Origin of the sequence: Streptomyces cyaneochromogenes, from assembly GCF_003963535.1 — a bacterium.
GTDB classification, from domain to species: Bacteria; Actinomycetota; Actinomycetes; order Streptomycetales; family Streptomycetaceae; genus Streptomyces; species Streptomyces shaanxiensis.
The window spans coordinates 8,949,060-8,974,264 of the sequence record NZ_CP034539.1; the positions used below are offsets into that span (position 1 = coordinate 8,949,060).

Genomic DNA, 25,205 nt, shown 5'->3' on the forward strand with positions numbered 1-25,205 from the left:
CGGAAGGCGCAGGCCATACGTACGTCCGGACACCCGAGCGCGATCCGCTCGGGCGCACCAGAGAGTGGTACCACCCGTGAGCAAGGACGCCGTGAACACGGCCGTGGCCGCACCCCACAACGACGCGGCCCAAGTGCCCGCGGACGCGGGCGACGCCGGTTACAGCAAGGACCTCAAGGCCCGCCACGTCAACATGATCGCCATCGGCGGGGCCATCGGCACCGGCCTCTTCCTCGGCGCCGGCGGACGCCTCCACAACGCGGGCCCGGCACTGGCGATCGCCTACCTGGTCTGCGGCATCTTCGCCTTCTTCGTGGTGCGGGCCCTCGGCGAGCTCGTGCTCTACCGGCCCTCGTCCGGTTCCTTCGTGTCGTACGCGCGCGAGTTCCTCGGCGAGAAGGGCGCGTACGTCGCCGGTTGGATGTACTTCCTGAACTGGTCGACGACCGGTATCGCCGACATCACCGCGATCGCGCTCTACACGCACTACTGGAGCATGTTCACGAGCATCCCCCAGTGGACGCTCGCCCTGATCGCGCTGGCCGTGGTGCTCGCGGTCAACCTGATCTCGGTGAAGATCTTCGGCGAGATGGAGTTCTGGTTCGCGATCATCAAGGTCGCCACGCTGGTCGGCTTCATGTTCGTCGGCATCTTCCTGCTCGCCACCCAGCACAAGGTCGGCGGCCAGACCCCCGGCCTCGGCGTCGTCACCGACAACGGCGGTGTCTTCCCGCACGGCCTCATGCCCGTGGTCCTCGTCATGCAGGGCGTGATCTTCGCGTACGCCGCCCTGGAGCTGGTCGGCGTCGCCGCGGGTGAGACCGCCGAGCCGGAGAAGATCGTCCCGCGCGCGGTGAACTCGATCATGTGGCGCGTGGGTCTGTTCTACGTCGGCTCGGTGGTCCTGCTGGCCCTGCTCCTGCCGGGTTCGGTCTACTCGGCCGACGAGAGCCCCTTCGTGACGGTCCTGTCGAAGATCGGCGTCGAGGGCGCGGGCGACGTGATGAACCTGGTGGTCCTGACGGCGGCGATGTCCTCGCTGAACTCCGGCCTGTACTCCACGGGCCGCATCCTGCGCTCCATGGCGATGGCGGGCTCGGCCCCGAAGTTCACGGCCCGTATGAACCGCAGCCAGGTCCCCTACGGCGGCATCCTGCTCACCTGCGCGGTGTGCGTGCTCGGCGTCGGCCTGAACTACCTGATGCCGAGCCAGGCCTTCGAGATCGTGCTGAACGTCGCGTCCCTCGGCATCATCTCGACCTGGGTGATCATCATGGTCTGCCACCTGATCTTCGTCCGCCGCGCCAAGGCGGGCCTGGTGTCCCGGCCCTCCTTCCGCCTCCCCGGCAGCCCCGTCACGGAGATCGCCACGATCGTCTTCCTGCTGGCCTGCCTCGGCATGATGTGGAACGACCCCGAGGTCGGCCGCAAGACCCTGCTGCTGATCCCGGTGATCGCGGCGATGCTGGTCGGCGGCTGGTACGCGATCCGGCGCCGGGTAGCGAAGGCGGAGGACCAGGAGCTGGCCGAGCTCACGAAGTAGTTCCGGGGCCGTTGTCAGTGGCGGCCTCTACGGTGGCGTCATGTCGGAGATCACTTACGTCCGGGGTGACGCCACCGTTCCGTCGGTCAAGGGCGTCAAGGTGATCGCCCATGTCTGCAACGACATCGGGGGATGGGGGAAGGGCTTCGTCCTGGCCATATCGCGCCGCTGGCCGGAACCGGAGAAGTCCTACCGCGCGTGGCACCGGGAGCGCGCCTCGAACGACTTCGGGCTGGGCGCGGTCCGGTTCGTCCAGGTCGAGCCGTACGTCTGGGTGGCCAACATGGTCGGGCAGCGAGGTATCCGCACCGGCAGCAAGGGCGTGCCCGTGCGCTACGAGGCGATCGACGCGGCACTGGAGCGGCTGGGCGAGAAGACCGTCGAACTCGGCGCCTCCGTGCACATGCCCCGCATAGGGTGCGGATTGGCCGGAGGCAAATGGTCCCGCATCGAGCCGCTGATCACCGAGCGGCTGGTCCGGCGCGGAATCTCCGTCACGGTCTACGACCACGGGGAGGGCGGGAGGTGAGCCGCGACATCGATGTGCTCGTGCTGGGCGGCGCCGGCATGATCCAAACGACAGGGCCTGGCTGCCGCTCCCGTACGCCGACAGCTACATGACCGACTCGGGGATCCGCACCCGCGCCGGGCGGACCGGCGACTTCGTGGCCTCGGACTGAGCGCGCTCGGAATGCGCACCCACCACCTCGACATGCTTGGCGGCGACCCCGAGGGCGACCTCGTCCGGGCCCTGCACCGCGACCGCGGCATCGTGCTCACGGCCGTCCCCCAGCCCGCCGGCACCAAGCGCGCGGTCCACCTCGTCGGCCCCGACGGGCGACGGCTGTCCCTGTACGACACGAGCCGCTCGCACCCCGACGACCGCCTTCCGGAGTCCACGGTCCGGGCCCTGGCCGAGTCGAGCCGCCACGTGCATGGGTCGATCACCTTCGAACGGGGCCGGGCTGAGGCCGTCATCGCCACCGCCGGAGCCGGGGGCGCGTACCTGCTGACCGACGGCGAACTCACCCACATCCCCGCGGTCACACCCCCAGGGCCGGTCGTCGATTCCAACGGTGTCGGCGACGCCGTTGGCCGCCGGGTTCCTCTTCGGCCGCCTGAACGGCGAGGCACCGCACCGCTGCGCCCGGTACGGCGCCGCGGCTGTCGCCTGCGCGTGCACGGTGCCGTCGACCCGGGCCGACGCGATCGGACGGGACGCGCTCCCGGCCGCGGTGGCCGAGCCGGCCCAGGGGATTCCCCGCCCCTGAGCCGCCCCGGCCGTCACCCGCTCCTGCTCGGCGCGTGGTCCTACTCGCCGTGCTCGTGCGCGTGCTCGTCCTCGTGGTGCTTGCCGCGCTCGGCCCCGTGGTCGTGCACGCCGTTCGTCGCCGCGATCTTCTTCCACGACTTCGGCTGCGCCGGAGCCACCGACGACCTCGCGATCGACGCCTCCCGTGCCGCGGGCGCGGCCGGCTTCGACGGCTGGAACAGCCACGTGTCGAACAGCGCCGCCAGCGGCTTCCCGGACACCTCCTCGGCGTACCGCTGGAAGTCGGCCACCGACGCGTTGCCGTGGGCGAACTTCTGCGGCCAGCCCTTGAGGATCGCGAAGAACGCCTCGTCGCCGATCTCGTTGCGCAGCGCCTGGAGGGTCAGGGCGCCCCGGTCGTAGACCGCGATGTGGAACTGGTTCTCCGGCCCGGGGTCACCGGGCTTGACCGTCCAGAACGGATCGTCGGCCGCGCGCGAGGCGTACACGTAGTCGGCGATCTCCTGCGCCGTCCCCTCGCCCTCGTGCTCCGACCAGAGCCACTGCGCGTAGCGCGCGAAGCCCTCGTTGATCCAGATGTCCTTCCAGTCCTTGACCGACACGTCGTCGCCGTACCACTGGTGGGCCAGTTCGTGCACGACGACGGAGACGTTCGACCCGCTCGCGAACTGGCGGGGACTGTAGAAGGGCCGGGTCTGGGTCTCCAGCGCGTATCCGACACCGGGCGTGTTGGGCACGTACCCGCCGAGCGCGTTGTAGGGGTAGGGCCCGAAGTGCTCCGCCAGCCAGTCGGCGACCTCACCGGTCCGCTCGATGCTCGCCCGTGCGGCACCGGCCGTGTCGCCGAGCTCCTTGCTGTAGGCGTTGATGACCGGAATTCCACTCTCGGACGTCCCGGTGGTGACGTCGAACTTGCCGGCCGCGAACGTGGCGAGATAGGTGGCCTGCGGCTTGTTGGAACGCCAGTTGTAGCGGGTCCAGCCGGCCCGCGAACTCGTCGACTGCAGTGTTCCGTTGGAGATGAACTGCGTGCCGTTGGGCACCTGCACCGACACGTCGAACGTGGCCTTGTCGCGCGGGTGGTCGTTGCTGGGGAACCACCACCAGGCCCCCTCCGGCTCGCCCGCGGCCACCCCGCCGTCCGGAGTGCGCAGCCACGCGTTGAAGCCGTACGCCTCCTTCGAGGACGGCACCCCGCGGTAACGCACGACCACCGTGACGTCCGTGCCCTTGGCCAGGGGCTTCTTCGGCGTGATCTCCAGCTCGTGCTCGCCCGACGTCGCGAACGACGCCTTCGCGCCATTGACCCGGACCTCGCTGACGTCCAGCAGGAAGTCCAGATTGAAGCGGGACAGATCCTGCGTGGTCTTCGCCAGCAGGGTCGTCGTGCCCTCCAACTCGTCCGTGGCCGGCTGGTACTTCAGCCGGAGGTCGTAGTGGGAGACGTCGTATCCGCCGTTGCCGTAGGCCGGGTAGTAGGGGTCGCCGATGCCCGGAGCGCCGGCGGTGTTGCTCGCGGCCGACGCCGGGATCACCAGCATCAAGGAAGCGGCTGCGAGTGCGCCCGGCGCCATGATTCTGCGGTGCACTAAAGCTCCAAGTCGTAGGGAACCGAAGTCTGTCCGGAGCCTATTCACCACCTGTGTCCCCGGTGTGTCCATGATCACCGCTGTCACACGATCGCCATTCGGCCGACATGCGCCGACCCGCCACAGGGTCGTTTATCGGCCACGCAGGACCTCATGTGTCATCAGCCGCCCACTTCTGCACGGGAGTTGATCGATGTAACGTCCGCGCATGCCGAAACGTATGCGCTTCACGATCTGGAGACCGCTCACGACGGCGGCCGCAGCATCCCTGCTGGCCGCCTTCCTCTCCCCGGCGACGGCGCAGGCCGCCCCGCGGGAGAGCCGGCCCGTCTACTCGTACGAGAACGCCGTTCGCGAGGCCGTATGGGTGGACACCGGACTCGATCACGACCGCGACGGGAAGAACGACCGCGTCGCGGTCGACATCGTCCGGCCCCGCGAGACGGCCGCCCAGGGCCGCAAGGTGCCCGTCATCATGGACGCCAGCCCGTACTACTCCTGCTGCGGGCGCGGCAACGAGAGCCAGAAGAAGACGTACGACGCCGACGGCGACGTCGTCCAGATGCCGCTGTACTACGACAACTACTTCGTGCCCCGCGGCTACGCCTTCGTCGGCGTCGACCTCGCCGGCACCAACCGCTCCGACGGCTGTGTGGACGTCGGCGGCCGCTCCGACATCCTCTCCGCGAAGGCCGTCGTCGACTGGCTGAACGGCCGCGGGAAGGCGTACACGACCCGCACCGGTACCACGAAGGCCAAGGCGACCTGGACCAACGGCCGCACCGGCATGATCGGCAAGAGCTGGGACGGCACGATAGCCAACGGCGTCGCCGCGACCGGCGTCGAGGGCTTGAAGACGATCGTCCCGATCAGCGCCATCTCCTCCTGGTACGACTACTACTTCCAGCAGGGCGCTGCGCTCTACGACTCCGGCCCCGACTGGCTCTCCGACTACGTCGACAGCCCGGACGCCCGCGCCAAGTGCGGCGCCGTCCAGCAGATGCTCGTCGACGGGGCCCCGCGCACCGGCGACTGGACGCCTCTGTGGACCGAGCGCGACTACGTGAAGGACGCGCGCAAGGTGAAGGCGAGCGTCTTCCTGATCCACGGCATGCAGGACCTCAACGTCCGGATGAAGCATGTCGGCCAGTGGTGGGACGCCCTGGCGAAGAACGGCGTCGAGCGCAAGATCTGGCTCTCCCAGACCGGCCACGTCGACCCGTTCGACTTCCGCCGAGGCGAATGGGTGGAGACCCTGCACCGCTGGTTCGACCATGAACTCCTCGGCTACGACAACGGCATCGACCGCGAGCCGATGGCCGATATCGAACGCCACCCCGACCAGTGGGTGACCTCCAAGGTCTGGCCCCCGCGCGGTACCGACACCACCACCCTGCGCCCCGCCAAGGGCACCCAGGCGGGCGTCGGCACCCTCGGCCTGAGCAAGGGCAAGGGCACCGAGACCTTCACCGACGACCCGCAGCACAGCGAGACCGACTGGGCCGCGCACATCGACCAGCCCACCCCCGACAAGGCGGGCTTCGTGACCAAGCCGCTCACCCGCGACCTGCGCCTGTCCGGCTCCTCCGAGGTCACCGTCACCGCGACCCCGACCACCTCGACGGCCCACCTCTCCGCCGTCCTGGTCGACCTCGGCCCCGACACCATCCGCGACTACGCGACCAGCGGCGAGGGCATCACCACGCTCACCGACCGCACCTGCTGGGGCGTCAGCACCACCGGTGACAGCGCCTGTTTCAAGGAGACGAAGGCCAAGACCGCCGACGTCGACTACACGGTCGTCAGCCGGGGCTGGGCCGACCTGGGTAATCACGCCTCCGACCTGCAGGGCGCACCGCTCACGCCGGGCAAGGCGTACACCATGACCCTCGACCTGGCGGCCACCGATCACGTCGTCCCCGCCGGCCACCGCCTCGCCCTGATCGTCGCGGGCACGGACAAGGACCTGATCGACCCGCCGTCGTCCAAGCCGACCCTGACCCTCGACCTCTCTCGTACGAAGGCCCGCGTCCCGCTGGTCGGCGGAGCCCCCGCCTTCGTACGCGCCACGGCGGGCTCCGTCTCCGCCACCCCCGCGGCCACGCCCCTCGACGGTGTCACCGCACCGCGCAGCACCCACCGCGTCCCGGAGGGAGGCCGGTGACCCGCATCCGAGCCGTCACCGTCATCGCGGCGGCCCTCGCCGCCTCCGTCGTCACCGTCCCCGCGCACGCCGCCGACTCCCCGCCCCGCACGGGCTTCGAGCAGTCGAACGGCGCCAGATGGACCGGGGAGGCCGAGGAGCAGGACTTCCTCGCGGCCGTCGACCGGGCGAGCGACCGCGTCGCCGTGGCCGGCATCGGCACGACGAAACAGGACCGCCCGCTCCAGCTGGTGCGGATCGGCACCCGCCCCGCCGCCAACAAGGTGCTCCTCATCTGCAGCCAGCACGGCGACGAGCCCTCCGGCCGCGAGGCCTGCCTGTCCACCATCCGCGACCTGGCCTACGCGAAGGACCGGCAGACCCGGCGCTTCCTGGAGCGCACCACCCTGCTGGTCGTGCCCACCGCCAACCCCGACGGCCGGGCCGCCGACACCCGCGGAAACAGCGACGGCGTGGACATCAACCGCGACCACCTCGCGCTGCGGACCGCCGAGGGCCGGGCCATGGCCGCGGTCATCCGCGACCAACGCCCCGACGTGGTCTACGACCTGCACGAGTACGGCGCCACACCCTCGTACTACGACAAGGACCTGTTCGACCTGTGGCCGCGCAACCTCAACACAGACGCGCACGTCCACGACGAGGCCCAGACGCTGTCGGAGTCCTACGTGCGCCCCGCCGCCACCGGCGCCGGCTACTCGACCGGCACGTACGGCATCTGGACCGACCCCGAGACCGGCGAACCGATCAAGCAGGTCGCCGGTGACGGCCAGGAACGCATCCTGCGGAACATGTCCGGCGTGAAGCACTCGGTGGGCCTGCTGATCGAGAGCCGGGTAGACCCCCTCACGGATGCGGAGAAGGCGGACGAGGCCCTCAACAACCGGCGCCGCGTGCACTCCCAACTCGGCGCGCTGGAGGGCCTGTTCGACTTCGCCGACGCCCGGCGTGCTCGGGTCGAGGCGGCGACCGGCCTGGCCCGGCTGGCGGGCTACGCCGACACCGGACCCGTGTACGTCGGCGGCGCCGACAACGACACGCCCGAACCGGCCGAGGTGATCCAGGACCCGCCCTGCGGCTACCGGCTCACCACCGACCAGTACGCGCAGGTGAGGGACGAACTCGCCCTGCACGGAGTGCGGACACACGGCACCTACGTCCCGCTGCGCCAGTCGCTGCGCGCCCTTGTCCCGCTGCTCCTGGACGAGCGCGCCCCGTACCACCTCACGGCCGCCGAGCCCGACACCGACTGCTGAAACGCCTGAGATCGACGGGAACTGTGGTAGGTCCTGGAAGACGACGTGGAACCGGCGTATCCACCGTTCACCGGGGAAGGTGCCGCTGATGACCGACGATCTGAAGAAGAGAGGTGGTGGGGAGAGTCCGCCGGACGCTCCTCACCACCGCAGCACGGACCGAGTGGTGTTCGGCGTCACCGCCGCCATCACCGTGGCCTTCGTGATCTGGGGCTGGGCGGCCACGGACTCGCTGGAGAGCGTGTCCACGAAGATGCTGAACGGCCTGATCCACAACGGCGGCTGGGCCTTCATCCTGGCCGCCTCGGGATTCGTGGTGTTCGCGCTGTGGCTCGCGATCAGCCGCTACGGCCGTATCCATCTCGGTGCCGAGGGCGAGGAGCCGGAGTTCAAGACCGTCTCCTGGGTCGCGATGATGTTCAGCGCCGGCATGGGAATCGGCCTGATGTTCTACGGCGTCAGTGAGCCGCTCGCGCACTACAACACCCCACCGCCGGGCACCGACCCCGCCGACTCCGCCGAACGCATGGAGACGGCGATGGCGACCACCCTGTTCCACTGGACGCTGCACCCCTGGGCGATCTACGCGGTGGTCGGACTCGGCATCGCCTACAGCACCTTCCGCAAACGCCGACGGCAGACCATCAGCGCGGTCTTCACGCCGCTGATCGGCGAGAAGCACGCGAACGGCACGGGTGGGCGGGTGATCGACATCCTCGCGATCATCGCCACCGTCTTCGGCTCCGCCGCCTCCCTGGGCCTCGGCGCGCTCCAGATCGGCTCGGGGTTCGAGGAACTGGACTGGATGGACGACGCGAGCACCGGGCTGCTCGTCGCGATCATCGCCGTACTGACCCTGGCCTTCGTCGCCTCGGCCGTCTCCGGCATCGAGCGGGGCATCCAGTGGCTGTCCAACACCAACATGGTGCTCGCCCTGATCCTCGCCCTCTTCGTGTTCGTCGCGGGCCCCACGATCATCGTCCTCGACCTGCTGCCCACGTCGATCTTCGCCTACCTCGGTGACCTGCCCGAGCTCGCCGGCCGCACCGAGGCCAGCGGCGGCGAGGGCGTCGCGGACTGGCTCGGCAGCTGGACCGTCTTCTACTGGGCCTGGTGGATCTCCTGGACGCCCTTCGTCGGCATGTTCATCGCCCGGATCAGCCGGGGCCGCACCATCCGGCAGTTCGTCGGCGGCGTCATCCTCGTGCCCAGCACGGTCAGCCTCGTCTGGTTCGCGATCTTCGGCGGTACGGCGATGAAGGTGAAGGAGGGCGGCGGGCTCGGCGGCGAGGAGACCCCCGAGGGCCAACTCTTCGGCCTCCTCCAGGAGTTCCCCATCGCGACCGCCACCAGTCTGCTCGTGATGATCCTGGTCGGCATCTTCTTCGTCTCGGGAGCCGACGCCGCCTCCATCGTGATGGGCACGCTCTCCCAGAAGGGCGCCCTCGAACCCGGCCGCTTCGTCGTGGTGTTCTGGGGTGTGGTGACCGGAGCCGTCGCCGCCATCATGCTGCTCGTCGGCAGCGGCCAGGGCGACGCGCTCACCGGCCTGCAGAACCTCACGATCCTGGCCGCGGCGCCCTTCGTCCTCGTGATGGTCGGCATGTGCGTCGCCCTCATGCGCGATCTGCGCCGGGACCCGGTCATCGTGCGCACCGAGATGGGTACCGAGGCCGTCGAACTCGCCGTGATCGAGGGCCACAAGCGGTACGACGGCGACTTCGAGATCAAGGTCGGGCCGGGCCCCGGCACGGGAGCGGAGGGCGACCCGCTGGGCCACGACCACGCCTGACCGGCGTACCCGGGGATCGTCCACCTGTTCGCGTCCCAGGGCGGGATGTAGCGGAATATGTCATGCCGCGCTCATATCGGTCCCGCCCTGGGGATACTCACAGCATGTCTGCCGAGTACGCGACCTTCGGCCTGGCACCGGCGATGCGTGCCGGTGGCGTCCTCGCCAACGGTGACTTCCAGGTGCACCGGGACTTCGTGGACTTCATCGTCGACGGACGCCCGCTGCTGTTCCAGCTCTCCGACCTCGACGCCGTCTCCCCGCTCGCCTCCGACGTCCCGCCCGCCATCTTCACCGCACAGGTCCGCAGCCTGCTCCTGGAGGCGGACGCCCCGCTTCCAGGCAGCCGGTACGTCATCTACGGCTGCCCCGAGTGCGCGGACCTCGCCTGCGGCGCCGTCACCGCCGTCATCGACAAGGAGGGCGACGACTACATCTGGCGGGACTTCGCCTGGCAGACGGACGACCATGCCGACCTGGAGCTCAACGGCTACCACGGCATCGGACCCTTCCGCTTCCAGGGCGCCGAGTACCGCACTGCGCTCGGCTCCCTCCTCGACAACGACCCCGACGCCCCACGCCGCCGGGTGCTCCTCATCGGCGCCCGCGTCGCCCTCCTCGCCAAGCTCGCCGCCGCCCTGCGCACCATCGGCATCGGCGCCGACATCACCCATGACGTGGGCGGCGTCCCCGCCGACGAACTGCGTACCTACGGCGCCGTCGCCTTCGGACGCGCGGTCGGCAAGGACCAGCGCGCCGCCGTACGCCGCGCCTTCTCGGACGCCGGAGTCGACGTGGCCTACGTCGACGGCCTCGCGCCGATCGTGCCGTTGCTGGTCGCGCAGATCGAACACGCCCTGGACCGCAGCCCGGTCGAACAGCGCCGCCTGACCCGGCTGGTGGCCGCCGACGGCGAGGCGGGCGTCGAGGTCACCTCACCCTGCCGGGTCCGCCTCACCGCGTACCGCCTCGACCGCCTGTACCGCACCCACGCCCACGAGGTCTTCGACGGCATCCTGGAACCGGGCCGGCACCGCATCGCGCTGGACGCGAAGGCGGTGAAGGGGGAGTCGTTCGTCGTGGCGCGGACGACGGGGAGTGTGCTGGTGGAGGCCATGGCACGGTAGCGCTCCGCTGAGAGGGCCGCGATTCGCTCCGAGGGGGCGCGCTGTGCCGTCGCGCGTCTGCGGGCCCGTCGGGGCTGGTCGCGCAGTTCCCCGCGCCCCTTCGGGGCGCTGCCGACCCCGGCAATTCCGCGCGCCGGAGAACAAGGACGCGTTCGGGGTGCCACGGCCACTAGGATCGCCCTCTGTGACCGCAACCCTCGTCGTCAAGAACCTCGCCGCCGGCCACGGCGACCGCTCCCTGTTCAGCGGGCTCGACCTCGTCGTCGCGCCCGGAGACGTGATCGGCCTCGTCGGGGCCAACGGCGCGGGCAAGTCCACGCTGCTCCGCCTGCTCGCCGGGCTCGTCGCACCGGAGGAGGGCGAGCTGCGGCTGTCCCCGCCGACCGCCACCGTCGGTCACCTCCCGCAGGAGCCGGAGCGGCGCCCCGGCGAGACCGTACGGCAGTTCCTGGCCCGCCGTACCGGAGTCGCCGAGGCCCAGCGGACGATGGACGAGGCGACGCAGGCGCTGGTCGACGAGGCGCCCGGCGCGGACGACGCGTACGCCACCAGCCTGGAGCGCTGGCTGGACCTGGGCGGCGCCGACCTCGACGAGCGGGCCGAGGAGATCGCGGACTCGCTCGGCCTGGCCGTGGACCTGGACCAGCCGATGACGTCCCTGTCGGGCGGCCAGGCGGCACGGGCCGGACTCGCCTCGCTGCTGCTGTCGCGCTACGACATCTTCCTGCTCGACGAGCCGACGAACGACCTCGACCTCGACGGCCTGGAGCGCCTGGAACGCTTCGTCAGCGGCCTGCGCGCCGGCACGGTCGTCGTCAGCCACGACCGCGAGTTCCTCACCCGCACGGTCACCAAGGTCCTCGAACTCGACCTCGCCCAGGGGCAGATCAACCTGTACGGCGGCGGCTACGAGGCCTACCTGGAGGAGCGCGAGGTGGCCCGCCGGCACGCCCGCGACGACTACGAGGAGTACGCCGACAAGAGGTCCGCCCTCCAGGACCGGGCACAGATGCAGCGCTCCTGGATGGACAAGGGCGTCAAGAACGCACGGCGCAAGGCGAACAACGACAACGACAAGATCGGCCGCAAGTTCCGCAGCGAGGCAAGCGAGAAGCAGGCCGCGAAGGCCCGCCAGACCCAGCGCATGATCGAGCGCCTGGACGTCGTCGATGAGCCGCGCAAGGAGTGGGAACTGCGCATGGAGATCGCGTCGGCACCCCGCTCGGGCGCGGTGGTCGCGACCCTGCGGGACGCCGAGGTACGACGCGGTGACTTCACCCTCGGCCCGGTGTCCCTGCAGATCGACTGGGCGGACCGGGTGGCCGTCACGGGCGCGAACGGCGCGGGCAAGTCGACCCTGCTCGGCGCCCTGCTGGGCCGTGTCCCGCTGACCGCGGGACAGTCGACGCTCGGCTCGGGCGTCCTGATCGGCGAGGTCGACCAGGCCCGCAAGCTGTTCCACGGCGAGGAGTCCCTGCTGGACGCCTTCTGCGCCGCCGTCCCGGACACGGAACCGGTGGAGGTCCGCACCCTCCTGGCCAAGTTCGGCCTGAAGACGGACCACGTCCTGCGCTCCGCGGCCACCCTCTCCCCGGGCGAGCGGACCCGCGCCGCCCTCGCCCTCCTCCAGGGCAGGGGCGTCAACCTCCTGGTCCTGGACGAGCCCACCAACCACCTCGACCTGCCGGCCATCGAGCAACTGGAATCGGCCCTGGACTCCTACGAGGGCACGCTGCTCCTGGTCACCCACGACCGGCGCATGCTCGACGCCGTCCATGTCACCCGCCGCCTGGAGGTCGCCGACGGCAAGGTGACCGAACGGTAGGAGGCCGCGTCAGCGCCCGTTGTGCAGCAGCGCGCAGACGAAGTTCTCCTGTACGGCGCGCATCTTCCGCAGCAGATCGGGCTTCATGGCCTCGTTGATCTGAGTGGTGACGGAGAAGGTCAGCGACCGGCGCCCGTCCGGCGTGGCGGCGATCAGCTGCGTGTAGCCGAGCGTGTTGCCGGTGTGCCCGAGCACCACACCGCAGCGGGTCGTGTACCGGAAGATGGCCAGCCCGCCGTCGTTTCGCCCCGGCCCGGCGGGCTCGGAGGCCGCACCGGGGATCCAGCGGCGCTGCTCCCGCACGACATGGGGACCGTACAGCCGGCCACCGGCGTACCCGCGGACGAAGCGGGTCATGTCGACCGGCGTGGAGACGATGCCGCCCGACGCCCACACCCCGGACATGCTCAGGACCTCGCTCACGTCCTCGGGCGCCGCGGGCGGGCTCACGTCGTAGCCGTGCAGGTACGGCACCGGCATGCGGTAGCCCTGCGGCAGGCTGGTGCGCACCAGCCCCAGTGGCCGGTACACCAGCTCGTCCAGCAACCGCTCGTACCTGACGCCGGTCGCCGCTTCCGCCATCAGGGCGACCGCGATGTTGTCGGAGTTGGAGTACTGGTAGCGGGTGCCGGGCCGGAACAGCAGCGGCCGGTCGGCGACGTAGTCGAGCAGCCGGCGCGAGTCGAACCGGTGCCGGGGGTTGGCCTGAAGGGTCTGCAGGAACGCCGGGGCCCGTGCGTAGTCGGGCAGGCCGCTGGTGTGGCTCAGCAGCTGGCGCAGCGTCACGGCGCCCCAGGCCCGCGGCAGGCGCGGCAGCCGCTCACGCAGGGTGTCGTCGAGACGCAGGTAACGGCGGTCGACGAGGGACAACGCCACCGCGCCGCTGAACGCCTTGGCCGCACTGGCGATGCGCATGTGGTCGCGGGGCTGCGGCCTGCGGCCCGTGGCCAGGTTCGAGACGCCGGCCCGGACCACCCGGCTGCCGCGTTCGTCGCGCAGGACGGCGATGGCACCGGGCGGGCCACCCGGGGTGCGGACCAGGTCGTCGAGCTGGTCCTGGAGTGTGTCGTGTGGGTGCGATCCGGTCGGCTGGGCGGCGCCCGCGCCGACGGAGGACAGCAGGATCAGGCAGACGGTGATGAGGGACGCCGCCCCGAGGCGGGGGCCGAGTGGGGAACGGCGGCGAGACGGGGTGGGGGTAGGCATCGGCACTCCCTGGGCGGCGGACACACGAGCGGTCCGGTCCGTGCAGCCATTCCCGCCCGGAACCGTGCGGCCGCGTCCGCTACTGCACATGGCCCAACAGGCCGCGCGCCCTCAGGGCCGGCCGAACCGCGTCGCCAGCCCCGGGTAGTCCACGACGAAACCGTCGTCGTCGAACGCGATGTCGCTGCGGAAGTCGCCGGAGACGAAGCGGTTCAGGCCCGGCCGCAGGTGCGTGTAGGTCTGCCGCGACGGTGTCACCGCCAGGTCCGGCACCGACACCCACGCCATCAGGAACTCCCGCTCCCCGGGCGCCAGATGGAGCCCGTGCCGCAGCACCGGCATCGTGTTGGTGAGCGGGCACAGGCCGAGGTCGCAGTCGAGGGCTCCCTCGACCTCCGGCAGCCGCTCGCCGTTCGCCGTCCACCGGCCCGCCCCGTCATGCCGCAGATCGAGCGTGCGCACACCCTCCGCGGACTCGGCGACGACCCGCAGCCGCCGCGTCACGAAGCCGTCGGCCGTGTCGAGTTCGTACGAGATCCAGTACGGCTGTGGCGTCGTGCCGACCGCCCGGCCGCGGGCCCGCAGGGCGCCGGCGCCGAGCTCGGTCCAGGCGGTCTCGATGCCCTTGCTCTCGGACACTTCCCAGGTGATGACACGTGACGTCGCCATGTCGTCACCTTACGGGCGAACGGGCCCGGACCCTCCGTGCCGTACGGAGGGTCCGGGCCCGCGTGTCGCATCAGTGCCCGCGCCGTCTGTTCAGCGGCCCTGTCCAAGTCGGCGCGTAGGCAGGCTCAGCGCTTGCCCTTTTTCGGGTCGAGCAGACCCGCGCGGCGCAGGGCATCGGCCATCGCGCTGTTGGCCGGCGGCGGTGCCTGGCGCGAGCCGCCGCCCGCGCCACCGCCGCCGCGCCCCTGTCGCTGCTGGGGCGGCCGCCCGCCCCGCTGCCGGCGCTCGCCGCCACCACCCTGCTGTCCTCCCTGCGGAGTCGCCTCGTCGTCGAGGCGCAGCGTCAGGGAGATCCGCTTGCGCGGAATGTCGACGTCGAGGACCTTCACCTTGACGATGTCACCGGGCTTCACCACGTCCCGCGGGTCCTTGACGAAGGTCTTCGACAACGCGGAGACGTGCGCCAGACCGTCCTGGTGGACACCGACGTCGATGAACGCCCCGAACGCCGCCACGTTCGTCACGACGCCCTCCAGGACCATCCCGGACGCAAGATCGGAGATCTTCTCGACGCCCTCCTTGAAGGTGGCGGTCTTGAAGGCGGGACGCGGGTCGCGTCCGGGCTTCTCCAACTCCTTGAGGATGTCCGTCACGGTCGGCAGACCGAACGTCTCGTCCACGTAGTCGTTCGCCTTCAGGGACCGCAGCACGCCCGTGTTGCCGATGAGGGCGGCCACCTCCTGCCCGGCCGTCTTCACCATCCGCCGGACCACCGGATACGCCTCCGGGTGCACGCTGGACGCGTCCAGCGGGTCGTCGCCGCCGCGGATGCGCAGGAAGCCCGCGCACTGCTCGTACGCCTTCGGGCCGAGCCGCGCCACGTTCTTCAGCTGCGAGCGGGACGTGAACGGTCCGTTGGAGTCCCGGTGGGACACGATGTTCTCGGCGAGCCCGGAGGTGATGCCGGAGACCCGCGCGAGGAGGGGCGCGGAGGCGGTGTTGACGTCGACGCCGACGCCGTTCACACAGTCCTCGACCACCGCGTCCAGCGAGCGCGACAGCTTCACCTCGGACAGGTCGTGCTGGTACTGGCCGACGCCGATCGACTTCGGGTCGATCTTCACGAGCTCGGCGAGCGGGTCCTGGAGCCGGCGCGCGATGGAGACGGCGCCGCGCAGCGACACGTCCATGTCGGGCAGCTCCTGCGAGGCGAACGCGGAGGCCGAGTACACGGAGGCGCCCGCCTCGGACACCATCACCTTGGTGAGCTTCAACTCGGGGTGCTTGCCGATCAGTTCGCCGGCGAGCTTGTCGGTCTCGCGCGATGCCGTGCCGTTGCCGATCGCGACCAGCTCGACCGCGTGCTCCTTCGCCAGCCGGGCGAGCTTGGCGATGGCCTCGTCCCACTTGTTGGCCGGGACGTGCGGGTAGATCACGTCGGTGGCCACCACCTTGCCGGTCGCGTCGACCACGGCGACCTTCACGCCCGTACGGAAGCCCGGGTCCAGGCCCAGCGTCGCGCGCGTGCCGGCCGGGGCGGCGAGCAGCAGGTCGCGGAGGTTGGCCGCGAAGACACCCACGGCCTCGTCCTCGGCGGCCGTGCGCAGCCGCAGCCTGAGGTCGATGCCGAGGTGCACGAGAATCCTGGTCCGCCAGGCCCAACGGACCGTGTCCGTCAGCCACTTGTCGGCCGGGCGGCCGCGGTCGGCGATCTCGAACCTGTGGGCGACGATCCCTTCGTACGAAGACGGGCCCTCCGTGGGCTCCTCCGGCTCCAGGACGAGGTCCAGAACCTCTTCCTTCTCGCCGCGGAGCATGGCGAGGATCCGGTGCGAGGGGAGCTCGGTGAAGGGCTCGGCGAAGTCGAAGTAGTCGGCGAACTTCGCGCCCGCCTCCTCCTTGCCCTCCCGCACCTTGGCGGCCAGCCGGCCGCGCACCCACATGCGCTCGCGCAGCTCGCCGATCAGGTCGGCGTCCTCCGAGAACCGCTCGGTGAGGATCGCGCGGGCGCCCTCCAGGGCGGCCTGAGGATCGGCGACGCCCTTGTCGGCGTCCACGAACGCGGCGGCCGCGGCGAGGGGATCGACGGTCGGGTCACCGAGGAGCCCCTCGGCGAGCGGCTCGAGACCGGCCTCCCGGGCGATCTGCGCCTTGGTCCGGCGCTTCGGCTTGTACGGCAGGTAGATGTCCTCGAGCCGTGCCTTGGTCTCGGCGCCGCGGATCTGCGCCTCCAACTCCTCGGTCAGCTTGCCCTGCTCGCGCACCGAGTCGAGGATCGCCGTCCGCCGCTCCTCCAGCTCCCGCAGATAGCGCAGCCGCTCCTCGATCGTGCGCAGCTGCGCGTCGTCGAGCATCTCGGTCGCTTCCTTGCGGTAGCGGGCGATGAAGGGCACCGTCGAACCGCCGTCGAGCAGCTCCACGGCAGCCTTCACCTGCCGCTCCCGTACGCCGAGCTCCGCGGCGATCCTGCCTTCGATGGACCCTACGAGGGGTGTCGTCACGATCCCGTCCCGCTTTCTCACTGAGGTTGCGCGGCAATTGTGGCAGGTGGCACCGACAACCGGGGATCAGGGCGGCAACCCGGCCGGTCGTGGCGGGTCGGAATCAGGCCCTGCGGCCGCGTGCGCTGCCCGAGGCACCGCCGAAGAGCCGCGCGAGGGCCCGGAACGGCAAGGTCACGACGGTGGCGATGGCGCCGCCGATCTGCCGGAGTACGTCTGCGATGGCGCGAAGCACGTGGTTCACCTGTCCTTTCCCGGCCACGGCGGCCGGTCGGGGACCGGGTACCGCGGTTGGGGCCCGGCATGCGGCACGGCCCTGATCGCGCGTTCGCCGCGCGGCTCAGCCCTTGCCGATCAGATCCCCCGGGAACGCCCCCGCCGCCGCCACCGCCCGGGCGAACCCCGCCCCGAGCTCGGTCAGCCGCGCCACGCCCTCCATCCCGAGTTGCTCGTACGGCGCCCGGTCCAGCCGGTCCGTCTCGGACTCGATCTCCTCGCGCAGGGCGACCCCCTGCGGCGTCAGCCCGCCCGCACCGTCCACGAGCCCCCGCTCACGCAGCCGCCCCGACGCCGCGTCCCAGTCCTCCCGCGTCCAGCCGCGCGTGGCGCACACCCACTTCGGCGTCATGCCCTTGCCGGTCGCGGTGTGCGTCACCACCGCCTCCAGACCGTCGAGCCCCGCCGAGACCAACACGGCCAGATGCCCGTCACCCCGGTGCTCACGCAGCAGCGTCGCGGCGTGGAAGTAGGCAAGGTGCGGCTCCTCGGGGACCGGCAGGTCCGCGTGTGCCGAGTACAGCGGCCGGGCGCTGCGCGAGCACGCCTCGGCGGCCCGCAGCGCGAGCCGTGCGGCCTCCGCCATCTCCGGGGACGTCAGCACCTCCTCGCCGAGCAGCCGCCGCAGCGTCGCGTCGACCGCACGCGCGCGTGCCGCCAGCACGTCCTCGGGCGAGGCGACCGCCCAGATCGCGGGTACGTGCCGGGCCACCAGGTCGTGCTTGTAGTTGTAGAACGTCGCCGTCACCGCACCCGCGCCGACCGGCCCCAGTGCCGCCGCCCGGACCGCGAAGTTGACGGCCCTGGGGTGCGTGATGCCGAGAGCGGCGAGTTCCGTACCCAGCTCCGGGGCGAAGTAGGACGCCGCGTGCAGGGTGTTCAGCATGTTGTGGCAGCGGCGGCCGGCACGGGGTTCGAGGGCGGCAGTAGTCATGGCCGGACCTTACCAACCGCTTGGTACGTCCGGTACGCCTCGCGCACGCGCGCGTGGAGGGTGGCAGAAAAGGTGGGGGACTCGTCATTGCCGCCCCCCGAGCGGTCGCCGAAGAATCGGTGCCATGGCGCAGCGAACCGTTCTCTTCGTACTCTTCGACGACGTGCAGAGCCTCGATGTCACCGGGCCGTTGGAGGTCTTCGCGGGGGCCGAGTCACACACGCCGGGCTCGTATCGCATCCGCACGGCCTCCCTGGACGGCGGTCCCGTCCGCACCTCCGGCGGCCTGACCGTCGTACCGGATCATGCCCTCGCCGACGCCCCCGACCCGCACATCCTCGTCGTCCCGGGCGGCAGGGGCACCCGTGGCCCGCAACCCGACCTGACGGACTGGCTGCGCGAGCACGGCCCCCGTGCCGAGCGTCTGGTCTCCGTCTGCACAGGCGCCATCCTGCTCGCCGCGGCGGGCCTGCTCGACGGCCGCCGTGCCACGACCCACTGGGCGTACTGCGACAAACTCGCCCGCGACCACCCGGCCGTCGACGTCGACCCGGACCCGATCTACGTCCGCGACGGTCATGTCGCCACCTCCGCCGGCGTGACCTCGGGCATCGACCTCGCCCTCGCCCTGGTCGAGGAGGACCTCGGCCGGGACGTCGCCCTCGCAATCGCCCGCCACCTGGTCGTCTTCCTGCGCCGACCGGGAAACCAGGCCCAGTTCAGCGCCCAGCTCGCCGCCCAGACCGCCCAGCGCGAGCCCCTGCGGGACGTCCAGCGCTGGATCACCGAGCACCCCGACGCCGATCTGACGGTCGATGCGCTGGCCGCCCGCGCGAGCCTCTCCCCGCGGCATTTCGCCCGCGCCTTCCAGAACGAGACCGGTATGACCCCCGGCCGGTACGTCGACCGGGTCCGCCTGGAACACGCCCGCCGCCTCCTTGAGGACACCGGCGACGGAGTCGAGGAGATCTCCCGCGCCTGTGGCTACGGCACCCCCGAGGCCATGCGGCGCGCCTTCGTCAAGAGCCTCGGGACCGCCCCGGTCGAGTACCGCCGCCGGTTCCGCCCCGTGGCCGCCCAGTGAGCCCGACAGACGCCGTCCAGCAAGCCCGACCAACACCGGGCGCAAGCCCGGCGGAAAGGGAAACCATGCAGATCGCGATGGTCCTGTACGACCGCTTCACCGCCCTCGACATCGTGGGGCCCTACGAGGCCCTGAGCCGGCTCCCGGACGCGCAGGTCGACTTCGTCGCCGCCGAGGCGGGCCCCGTGCGCGCCGACACGGGGTTCCTCGCCCTCACGGCGGACAAGACGCTGGCCGACGTGCCGCACCCGGACGTCGTGGTGGTGCCCGGCGGGCCCGGCACCTTCGCCGAGATCGAGAACAAGGCCCTCCTGGAGTGGCTCAGGACCGCTGACACCACGAGCACCTGGACGACCTCCGTCTGCAGCGGCTCACTGCTCCTCGCCGCCGCCGGCCTTCTGGAGGGCCGCCGCGCCACCTCCCACTGGCTCACCCTGGACTTCCTGCCGCAGTACGGCGCCGAGCCCACGGGCGAGCGGGTTGTGCCCGACGGGAAGTACATCACCGCGGCCGGGGTCTCCTCCGGCATCGACATGGGCCTGACCCTCGTCGGGAAGATCGCCGGTGACGAACACGCCCAGGCCGTACAGCTGTTGATCGAGTACGACCCGCAGCCGCCCTACGACGCCGGCTCCCCGCAGAAGGCCCCCGCCCACCTCGTCGAGGAGTTCCGCACGAACAGCCGGTTCAGTCTGACGTAGTCCAGGTGAAGCGCGGCTGCCTGCGCTCCAGGAACGCGGCGACGCCCTCCGCGGTGTCGCCGCTTGCGCGTGCCAGCCCCGCCCAGTGCTCGTCGCGGTCGGTGCGTCCGTTCGCGAACTCCTTCGCCGCGGCCTGCGTCAGCTGGGAGCGCGACACCAGGATCCGGGTGAACTCCGCGACCCGCTTGCCGAGTTCGCCCTCGGGCAGCACCTCGTCCACCAGGCCCGTCCGCAAGGCCCGCTCCGAGTCGACCAACTCACCCGAGAACAGCAGGTACTTGGCGGTGGCCGGTCCCACCAGCGACACCAACCGCCGGGTGGAGGACGCCGGATACACGATCCCGAGCTTGGCCGGCGTCACCCCGAACAGCGACCCCTCCTCGGCGAACCGCAGATCGCACGCCGCCGCCAGCTGCGACCCGCCGCCCACGCAGTGGCCGCGGATCGCCGCCAGCGTCGGCTTCGGGAAGGCGGCCAGCGCCTCCTCCGCGGCCACGGCCAGCTCCTGCGCCTCCTTGGGCGACCCCTGAAGCGTGGAGATGTCGGCGCCCGCGCAGAACGTCCCGCCCTCGCCGGTCAGCACCAGCGCACGAACGGCCGGATCGGCGGCCAGCGTGCCGAGCAGCGGCGGCAGCGCCCGCCACATCGCGGCCGTCATCGCGTTGCGCTTGGCCGGATGGTGGATGACGACGGTGGCGACCGAGTCGGTGACGCTGTGCAGCAGCTGGGGCTCCATGCGGCGGATGCTATCCGCTGCGCCGAACAGCCGATCAGGAAGGGCCCCGAAGTCGATCACGACGGAGGGTGCAGGAGAGAGGGGCAAGAGGAGTCGGCAAGGTCGATCGAGGAGGCGCTGATGGGCAGGTCCACCAAACCCACGGGCGAGGCGGCGAAACTCCGGCGCGGGTTCAGCTGGCTCGCCGTCCTCGGGGTGCTGCTGGTCGTCGCGGGAGTGATCGGCCTGCTCTACACCGCCTTCGCCACCCTGACGTCGATGCTGCTGTTCGGCTGGCTGCTGCTGATCGGCGGGGTCGTCGGTCTGCTGCACGCGGTCCAGGCGCGCGGCACCAACTTCTTCTGGCTCGGTGTGGTCGTCGCCGCGCTGAACATCGCGGCCGGCGTGGTGGTGATCCGCAGACCGGAGGCGGCGGCCGAGGCGCTGGCCATGTTCGCCGCCCTGCTGTTCCTCACCGGCGGGCTGTTCCGGCTGGTCGGCAGCCTGGTGGTGCGCGGTCCGCAGTTCGGCTGGACGCTGCTGCAGGGCGCCTTCGACCTGGTCCTGGGCATCCTGGTGCTCAGTTCCTGGCCCAGCAGCAGGTACGTCATCGGTACCCTCTTCTCCCTCGCCCTGCTCTTCGACGGACTCGGCCTCATCGCCACCGGCTACGGCGGCCGCCGGATCGTCGGCATGGTCGCGGAGAAGGACGCCGCCAAACCCGTACAACCCGAATAGTTCGCCAAGTCGGCACGAGCGGGGACAGGAGCGGTCCCACAACTGACCGTGTCATACGCCAACGATCAGAATCGTTCGATACCCGCTGACTTGTGTTCAGTTCTACGGTCCGGACCTGTGCGTTACCAACACTCGAGGTGTGGTGACAATCGAGCGCGAGGGTGGCGACCGGACGATGGAGAACCATGGGCGCGGGTCCGGCCCACGCCCAGCAGGCGACGCGGACGAGCCCCTTGGTCAGCGGCCGCCGAATCCACTGCCGTACGAAGGCGTCTGGCGGTTCACCGCCCCCGCCGTCGAGGCCTCGGTCCCGCAGGCGCGGCACGCCGTACGGGACCTGCTGTACCGCCAGGGCGTGCCGGTCTCGGACGACCTGGTCCAGGGACTGCTACTGATCATTTCGGAGCTGGTCACCAACGCCGTGAGGCACGCGGCGCTGCTGTCGCCGATGCTCGCCGTGGAGGTCGCCGTCGGCGCCGAGTGGCTGCGGGTCTCCGTGGAGGACAACCATCCCTACCGCCCGACCGCCCTGGAGGCGGACCACGGCCAGACCGGCGGCCGTGGGCTGCTCCTGGTGCGTGAGGTGACGCGGGAGGCGGGCGGCGTGTGCGACGTCGAGCACACGGCGAGCGGGGGCAAGGTGATCTGGGCGGCCGTACCGCTCAAGCCCGTGCACGTGCCCTAGAGGCGGTCCGGCGGATCGGGGCCCGCCTCGTCACCAGTCGGCCGACGGGCCCGTCAGCTCCCTGATCGCGGGGCGCGCCGCGTCGAGCACGGTCATGAACCAGGACGAGAAGGGGTCCTTCGCGTGCCGCTCCGTCAGCTCGGCCGACGTCACGAAGGCGGTCGAGCCGACCTCCTCAGGGTCCGGCCGCAGGGGGGACTGCACCATGCCGACGAAGAGGTGGTTGTACTCCTGCTCCACCAGGCCCGAGTCCGGGTCCGGGTGGTTGTAACGGACCGTGCCCGCCTCGGCGAGCAGCGACGGGGAGACGCCGAGCTCCTCGTACGTCCGCCGGGCCGCGGCCGCGAAGGGTGCCTCGCCGGGGTAGGGGTGACCGCAGCAGGTGTTGGACCACACGCCGGGGGAGTGGTACTTGCCCAGCGCCCGCTGCTGGAGCAGCAGCCGGCCGTGCTCGTCGAAGAGGAACACGGAGAACGCGCGGTGCAGCTGCCCCGGCGGCTGATGGGCGGCGAGCTTCTCCGCGGTGCCGATCGTCACACCGTTCTCGTCGACCAGTTCCAGCAAAATCGCGTCTGCGGCGCCGTTCGACGGACTGTGCGTCGCGGTCGCAGGTGTGATCGGCATACCCATCCTTCGCATCGGTCTTCGCGCCCCAAGTGTGCCGTACGAATCCGGCACTCCCGGCAGTTGATCGTGCCCGGCGCGGCGGGTACGGAACCGCCCGTCGGGGCGCTGTGAGCATGAGGACGCAACCGACCACCGGATCGCTGCATTCCGCCCGTACTGACGTTTTATCGGACCGTACGGTTGTTTCAGTCACCGAAGCCGTATCCCGGCCTCAGTGGCAGAGCCTGGCCTCGTGCTCGGCGTGCCCGACCGGCTCCAGCTGGAAGGTGCAGTGCTCCACGTCGAAGTGGTCACCCAGGCATCCCTGGAGCTCGTGCAGCATCTTCTCGTGGCCGATCGCGTTCAGGACGTCGGAGCGCACCACCACATGGGCCGACAGCACCGGCATCCCGGAAGTGATCGTCCAGGCGTGCAGATCATGGACGTCCTCGACGCCGTCCAGGGCGAGTATGTGGGCCCGCACCTCCGCCATGTCGACGTCCTTGGGGGCGGACTCCAGCAGCACGTCGAGGGTCTCGCGCAGCAGCTTGACGGTGCGCGGCACGATCATCAGGCCGATGACCAGCGAGGCGATCGGGTCGGCGGCCTGCCAGCCGGTGGCCAGGATCACCGCCGCCGAGATCAGCACCGCCAGCGATCCCAGCGCGTCCGCGGCCACCTCCAGGAAGGCGCCGCGCACGTTCAGGCTCTCCTTCTGGCCGCGCATCAGCAGGGTGAGCGAGATCATGTTCGCGACGAGGCCGATCGCGCCGAACACGATCATCAGGCCGCCCTCGGTGTCCGCGGGCGTGAAGAACCGCTGGACCGCCTCGTACAGGACGTAGCCGCCGACGCCGAGCAGCAGCAGGCAGTTGGCGAGGGCGGCGAGGATCTCCGCGCGGGCGTAGCCGAAGGTGCGTGTCGCGCTCGGCGGCCGGTTCGCGAAGTGGATGGCGAGCAGGGCCATGCCCAGGCCCAGCGCGTCCGTCGCCATGTGCGCCGCGTCCGCGATCAGCGCGAGCGAGTCCGCGACCACACCGCCGATGATCTCGACCACCATGACGCCGAGCGTGATCGACAGCGCGACGCGCAGCCTCCCGCGGTACGCGGCAGCCGCCGTACCGCTCGTCGGCGCGTGCGTATGCGCGTGGCCGTGATCGTGCCCAGCCCCCATGAGAAAGCCGCCCTTCTGCGGTCCGTCCGACGATCGGAATGTCCGTCCGGGATCACAGTGAACTACGGGTAGGGGGTATCGGGCAACGCGGCACTGAACACCGTTGTCATGTGCCCTGACCTGCGGAAACGATCCGCAGGTCAGGGCCTCGCAAGATCAGCCGCCGTGGTGGAGCAGCCACCCCTGCCACGCCGACTCGACCATGTCGCGCACCCCGCGCGAAGCCGTCCAGCCGAGCTTCTCGGCGGCGAGCGCGGCCGAGGCGACCGCGCGCGGGGCGTCCCCGGGGCGCCGCGCCTCCACGACGGCGGGGCGCCCGTCGCCGGTCACCTCGCCGATCACGGTGATCAGCTCGCGGACGGAGACGCCCTCGCCTCGACCGATGTTGACGGTCAGGTCACCGCTCGCGTCCGCCCCGGTGAGCCGCCGCGCCGCCGCCAGGTGCGCCTCGGCGAGATCGGCGACATGGATGTAGTCACGGATGCAGGTGCCGTCCGGCGTCGGATAGTCGTCGCCGAAGATCCGTGGGGCCTCGTCACGGGTGAGCCGGTCGAAGACCATCGGGACGATGTTGAAGACGCCCGTGTCGGCCAGCTCGGGCGCGGCGGCGCCCGCGACGTTGAAATAGCGCAGGCACACCGTCGAGATGTCGTGCGCCCGGCCCGCCGCCCGCACCAGCCACTCCCCGGTGAGTTTGGTCTCGCCGTAGGGGTTCACCGGCGCGCACGGGGTGTCCTCCGTGATGAGATCCACATCCGGGTTGCCGTAGACGGCGGCGGACGACGAGAACAGGAACCGCTTGATCCCGGCCTCGGCCACCGCCTCCAGGAGCGTGGCGAGCCCGCCCACGTTCTCCCGGTAGTAGCGCGTCGGCTGCGCCACCGACTCCCCGACCTGCTTGCGCGCGGCGAGATGCACCACACCGGTCACCGCGTGCTCCGCGCACACCCGCTTCAGCAGGTCACCGTCCAGCGCCGAGCCCTCGACGAGCGGGACGTCCGCCGGGAGCCGCGCGGGAAACCCGGCCGAGAGATCGTCCAGTACGAGGACCCGCTCCCCGGCGTCGGTCATGGCCCGCGCCACATGTGCCCCGATGTAGCCGGCTCCGCCTGTGATCAGCCATGTCATGGTCGCCCACCCTATGCCGAGGCACCCGCGGCGTACGCAATGTCTCTGATGCCCCGGTCTGTCAGCGCGAGTTTGTGGGCGGGACCGCGGATCCCCGATGATGATCGCGGCAAAGCTCTGGGCAAACCACGTTGATCGCTCCGCCAAACGGGCGGTGAACGCGGGCTTCCAGTCATCCGATAGCCTCTGCCGACACGCCGCCCGGCCACCACTGCCAAC

At 70.9% G+C, this 25,205-nt stretch carries 21 protein-coding genes and 1 pseudogene; 12 read left to right on the top strand and 10 right to left on the bottom strand.

All coding sequences use genetic code 11. The features are described from left to right. The first annotated feature begins 76 nt into the window (after positions 1-76). The 3 genes and pseudogenes from EJ357_RS40405 to EJ357_RS40415 all read left to right on the top strand — a co-directional run bounded on the left by EJ357_RS40405 (position 77) and on the right by EJ357_RS40415 (position 2,814). On the top strand, positions 77-1,543 hold the full coding sequence (locus EJ357_RS40405) for an amino acid permease (protein ID WP_126396727.1): 1,467 nt from the start codon (positions 77-79) through the stop codon (positions 1,541-1,543). Positions 1,544-1,583: 40 nt separating this feature from the next. Beyond that, positions 1,584-2,072: a macro domain-containing protein gene (locus EJ357_RS40410; RefSeq protein ID WP_126396729.1), complete on the top strand. Its 489-nt coding sequence runs from the start codon at positions 1,584-1,586 to the stop codon at positions 2,070-2,072. After that, positions 2,069-2,814: pseudogene (locus EJ357_RS40415) on the top strand (PfkB family carbohydrate kinase). The gene EJ357_RS40410 and the pseudogene EJ357_RS40415 overlap by 4 nt, the downstream one beginning before the upstream one ends. Before the next feature lie 40 nt (positions 2,815-2,854). Here the strand turns inward: EJ357_RS40415 and EJ357_RS40420 are convergent. Further along, positions 2,855-4,390 carry a M1 family metallopeptidase gene (locus EJ357_RS40420; RefSeq protein ID WP_228472758.1) on the bottom strand — a complete coding sequence of 512 codons (1,536 nt, stop codon included), beginning with the start codon at positions 4,388-4,390 and terminating at the stop codon, positions 2,855-2,857. Between the two features lie 223 nt (positions 4,391-4,613). On the opposite strand from EJ357_RS40420, the gene EJ357_RS40425 reads away from it, so the two are divergent. The 5 genes from EJ357_RS40425 to EJ357_RS40445 all read left to right on the top strand — a co-directional run bounded on the left by EJ357_RS40425 (position 4,614) and on the right by EJ357_RS40445 (position 12,569). Then, positions 4,614-6,569 carry a Xaa-Pro dipeptidyl-peptidase gene (locus tag EJ357_RS40425; RefSeq protein ID WP_126396731.1) on the top strand — a complete coding sequence of 652 codons (1,956 nt, stop codon included), beginning with the start codon at positions 4,614-4,616 and terminating at the stop codon, positions 6,567-6,569. Further along, positions 6,566-7,825: a M14 family metallopeptidase gene (locus tag EJ357_RS40430; RefSeq protein WP_126396733.1), complete on the top strand. Its 1,260-nt coding sequence runs from the start codon at positions 6,566-6,568 to the stop codon at positions 7,823-7,825. Before EJ357_RS40425 ends, EJ357_RS40430 begins: the two co-directional genes overlap by 4 nt. A gap of 88 nt (positions 7,826-7,913) precedes the next feature. Beyond that, a complete protein-coding gene (locus EJ357_RS40435) occupies positions 7,914-9,617 on the top strand; it encodes a BCCT family transporter (protein WP_126396735.1) in 1,704 nt (567 codons plus the stop codon). 104 nt (positions 9,618-9,721) lie between these two features. Then, positions 9,722-10,744 (top strand): oxidoreductase, encoded by a 1,023-nt coding sequence (locus EJ357_RS40440; protein ID WP_126396737.1) that lies wholly within the window; start codon positions 9,722-9,724, stop codon positions 10,742-10,744. 184 nt (positions 10,745-10,928) lie between these two features. Further along, positions 10,929-12,569 carry an ABC-F family ATP-binding cassette domain-containing protein gene (locus tag EJ357_RS40445; RefSeq protein WP_126396739.1) on the top strand — a complete coding sequence of 547 codons (1,641 nt, stop codon included), beginning with the start codon at positions 10,929-10,931 and terminating at the stop codon, positions 12,567-12,569. Positions 12,570-12,578: 9 nt separating this feature from the next. On the opposite strand, the gene EJ357_RS40450 is transcribed toward EJ357_RS40445, so the two are convergent. The 5 genes from EJ357_RS40450 to EJ357_RS40465 form a co-directional block, all read right to left on the bottom strand. Beyond that, positions 12,579-13,775, bottom strand: coding sequence for a serine hydrolase domain-containing protein (locus EJ357_RS40450; protein WP_126396741.1), 1,197 nt, complete (start codon positions 13,773-13,775; stop codon positions 12,579-12,581). Positions 13,776-13,886: 111 nt separating this feature from the next. Next, entirely contained in the window at positions 13,887-14,444 is a 558-nt protein-coding gene (locus EJ357_RS40455) for a putative glycolipid-binding domain-containing protein (RefSeq protein ID WP_126396743.1), read from the bottom strand. A 125-nt stretch (positions 14,445-14,569) separates the two neighbouring features. Beyond that, positions 14,570-16,945 (bottom strand): Tex family protein, encoded by a 2,376-nt coding sequence (locus EJ357_RS40460; RefSeq protein WP_126396745.1) that lies wholly within the window; start codon positions 16,943-16,945, stop codon positions 14,570-14,572. Between the two features lie 103 nt (positions 16,946-17,048). Next, positions 17,049-17,180, bottom strand: coding sequence for an LPFR motif small protein (locus tag EJ357_RS48645; RefSeq protein ID WP_267132867.1), 132 nt, complete (start codon positions 17,178-17,180; stop codon positions 17,049-17,051). Positions 17,181-17,285: 105 nt separating this feature from the next. Next, positions 17,286-18,155 carry an SCO6745 family protein gene (locus EJ357_RS40465; protein ID WP_126396747.1) on the bottom strand — a complete coding sequence of 290 codons (870 nt, stop codon included), beginning with the start codon at positions 18,153-18,155 and terminating at the stop codon, positions 17,286-17,288. A 124-nt stretch (positions 18,156-18,279) separates the two neighbouring features. Between EJ357_RS40465 and EJ357_RS40470 the strand changes: the two genes are divergently transcribed. Both EJ357_RS40470 and EJ357_RS40475 read left to right on the top strand, forming a co-directional pair. Next, positions 18,280-19,239: a GlxA family transcriptional regulator gene (locus EJ357_RS40470; RefSeq protein ID WP_126396749.1), complete on the top strand. Its 960-nt coding sequence runs from the start codon at positions 18,280-18,282 to the stop codon at positions 19,237-19,239. 65 nt (positions 19,240-19,304) lie between these two features. Next, entirely contained in the window at positions 19,305-19,940 is a 636-nt protein-coding gene (locus tag EJ357_RS40475; protein ID WP_126396751.1) for a DJ-1/PfpI family protein, read from the top strand. On the opposite strand, the gene EJ357_RS40480 is transcribed toward EJ357_RS40475, so the two are convergent. Beyond that, a complete protein-coding gene (locus tag EJ357_RS40480) occupies positions 19,927-20,676 on the bottom strand; it encodes an enoyl-CoA hydratase/isomerase family protein (protein WP_126396753.1) in 750 nt (249 codons plus the stop codon). The genes EJ357_RS40475 and EJ357_RS40480 overlap by 14 nt on opposite strands. A gap of 120 nt (positions 20,677-20,796) precedes the next feature. Between EJ357_RS40480 and EJ357_RS40485 the strand changes: the two genes are divergently transcribed. After that, on the top strand, positions 20,797-21,393 hold the full coding sequence (locus EJ357_RS40485; protein WP_126396755.1) for an HdeD family acid-resistance protein: 597 nt from the start codon (positions 20,797-20,799) through the stop codon (positions 21,391-21,393). A gap of 175 nt (positions 21,394-21,568) precedes the next feature. After that, positions 21,569-22,078 (top strand): ATP-binding protein, encoded by a 510-nt coding sequence (locus EJ357_RS40490; RefSeq protein WP_126400689.1) that lies wholly within the window; start codon positions 21,569-21,571, stop codon positions 22,076-22,078. A gap of 30 nt (positions 22,079-22,108) precedes the next feature. Here EJ357_RS40490 and idi read toward each other — a convergent pair whose 3' ends face one another. The 3 genes from idi to galE all read right to left on the bottom strand — a co-directional run bounded on the left by idi (position 22,109) and on the right by galE (position 24,986). Next, positions 22,109-22,702: an isopentenyl-diphosphate Delta-isomerase gene (gene idi / locus EJ357_RS40495; protein WP_126396757.1), complete on the bottom strand. Its 594-nt coding sequence runs from the start codon at positions 22,700-22,702 to the stop codon at positions 22,109-22,111. Between the two features lie 214 nt (positions 22,703-22,916). After that, positions 22,917-23,858: a cation diffusion facilitator family transporter gene (locus EJ357_RS40500; protein ID WP_126396759.1), complete on the bottom strand. Its 942-nt coding sequence runs from the start codon at positions 23,856-23,858 to the stop codon at positions 22,917-22,919. Between the two features lie 156 nt (positions 23,859-24,014). Next, positions 24,015-24,986, bottom strand: a complete 972-nt coding sequence (gene galE / locus EJ357_RS40505) for a UDP-glucose 4-epimerase GalE (RefSeq protein WP_126396761.1) — start codon at positions 24,984-24,986, stop codon at positions 24,015-24,017. Positions 24,987-25,205: the final 219 nt, after the last annotated feature.

Bases quoted from the DNA above. Each gene is read 5' to 3' on its own strand.
- EJ357_RS40410 (WP_126396729.1), top strand. From the start codon at position 1,584: ATGTCGGAGATCACTTACGTCCGGGGTGACGCCACCGTTCCGTCGGTC.
- EJ357_RS40420 (WP_228472758.1), bottom strand. From the start codon at position 4,390: ATGGCGCCGGGCGCACTCGCAGCCGCTTCCTTGATGCTGGTGATCCCG.
- EJ357_RS40425 (WP_126396731.1), top strand. From the start codon at position 4,614: ATGCCGAAACGTATGCGCTTCACGATCTGGAGACCGCTCACGACGGCG.
- EJ357_RS40435 (WP_126396735.1), top strand. From the start codon at position 7,914: ATGACCGACGATCTGAAGAAGAGAGGTGGTGGGGAGAGTCCGCCGGAC.
- EJ357_RS40440 (WP_126396737.1), top strand. From the start codon at position 9,722: ATGTCTGCCGAGTACGCGACCTTCGGCCTGGCACCGGCGATGCGTGCC.
- EJ357_RS40450 (WP_126396741.1), bottom strand. From the start codon at position 13,775: ATGCCTACCCCCACCCCGTCTCGCCGCCGTTCCCCACTCGGCCCCCGC.
- EJ357_RS40455 (WP_126396743.1), bottom strand. From the start codon at position 14,444: ATGGCGACGTCACGTGTCATCACCTGGGAAGTGTCCGAGAGCAAGGGC.
- EJ357_RS40465 (WP_126396747.1), bottom strand. From the start codon at position 18,155: ATGACTACTGCCGCCCTCGAACCCCGTGCCGGCCGCCGCTGCCACAAC.
- EJ357_RS40470 (WP_126396749.1), top strand. From the start codon at position 18,280: ATGGCGCAGCGAACCGTTCTCTTCGTACTCTTCGACGACGTGCAGAGC.
- EJ357_RS40475 (WP_126396751.1), top strand. From the start codon at position 19,305: ATGCAGATCGCGATGGTCCTGTACGACCGCTTCACCGCCCTCGACATC.
- EJ357_RS40480 (WP_126396753.1), bottom strand. From the start codon at position 20,676: ATGGAGCCCCAGCTGCTGCACAGCGTCACCGACTCGGTCGCCACCGTC.
- EJ357_RS40485 (WP_126396755.1), top strand. From the start codon at position 20,797: ATGGGCAGGTCCACCAAACCCACGGGCGAGGCGGCGAAACTCCGGCGC.
- EJ357_RS40490 (WP_126400689.1), top strand. From the start codon at position 21,569: ATGGAGAACCATGGGCGCGGGTCCGGCCCACGCCCAGCAGGCGACGCG.
- idi (WP_126396757.1), bottom strand. From the start codon at position 22,702: ATGCCGATCACACCTGCGACCGCGACGCACAGTCCGTCGAACGGCGCC.
- EJ357_RS40500 (WP_126396759.1), bottom strand. From the start codon at position 23,858: ATGGGGGCTGGGCACGATCACGGCCACGCGCATACGCACGCGCCGACG.
- galE (WP_126396761.1), bottom strand. From the start codon at position 24,986: ATGACATGGCTGATCACAGGCGGAGCCGGCTACATCGGGGCACATGTG.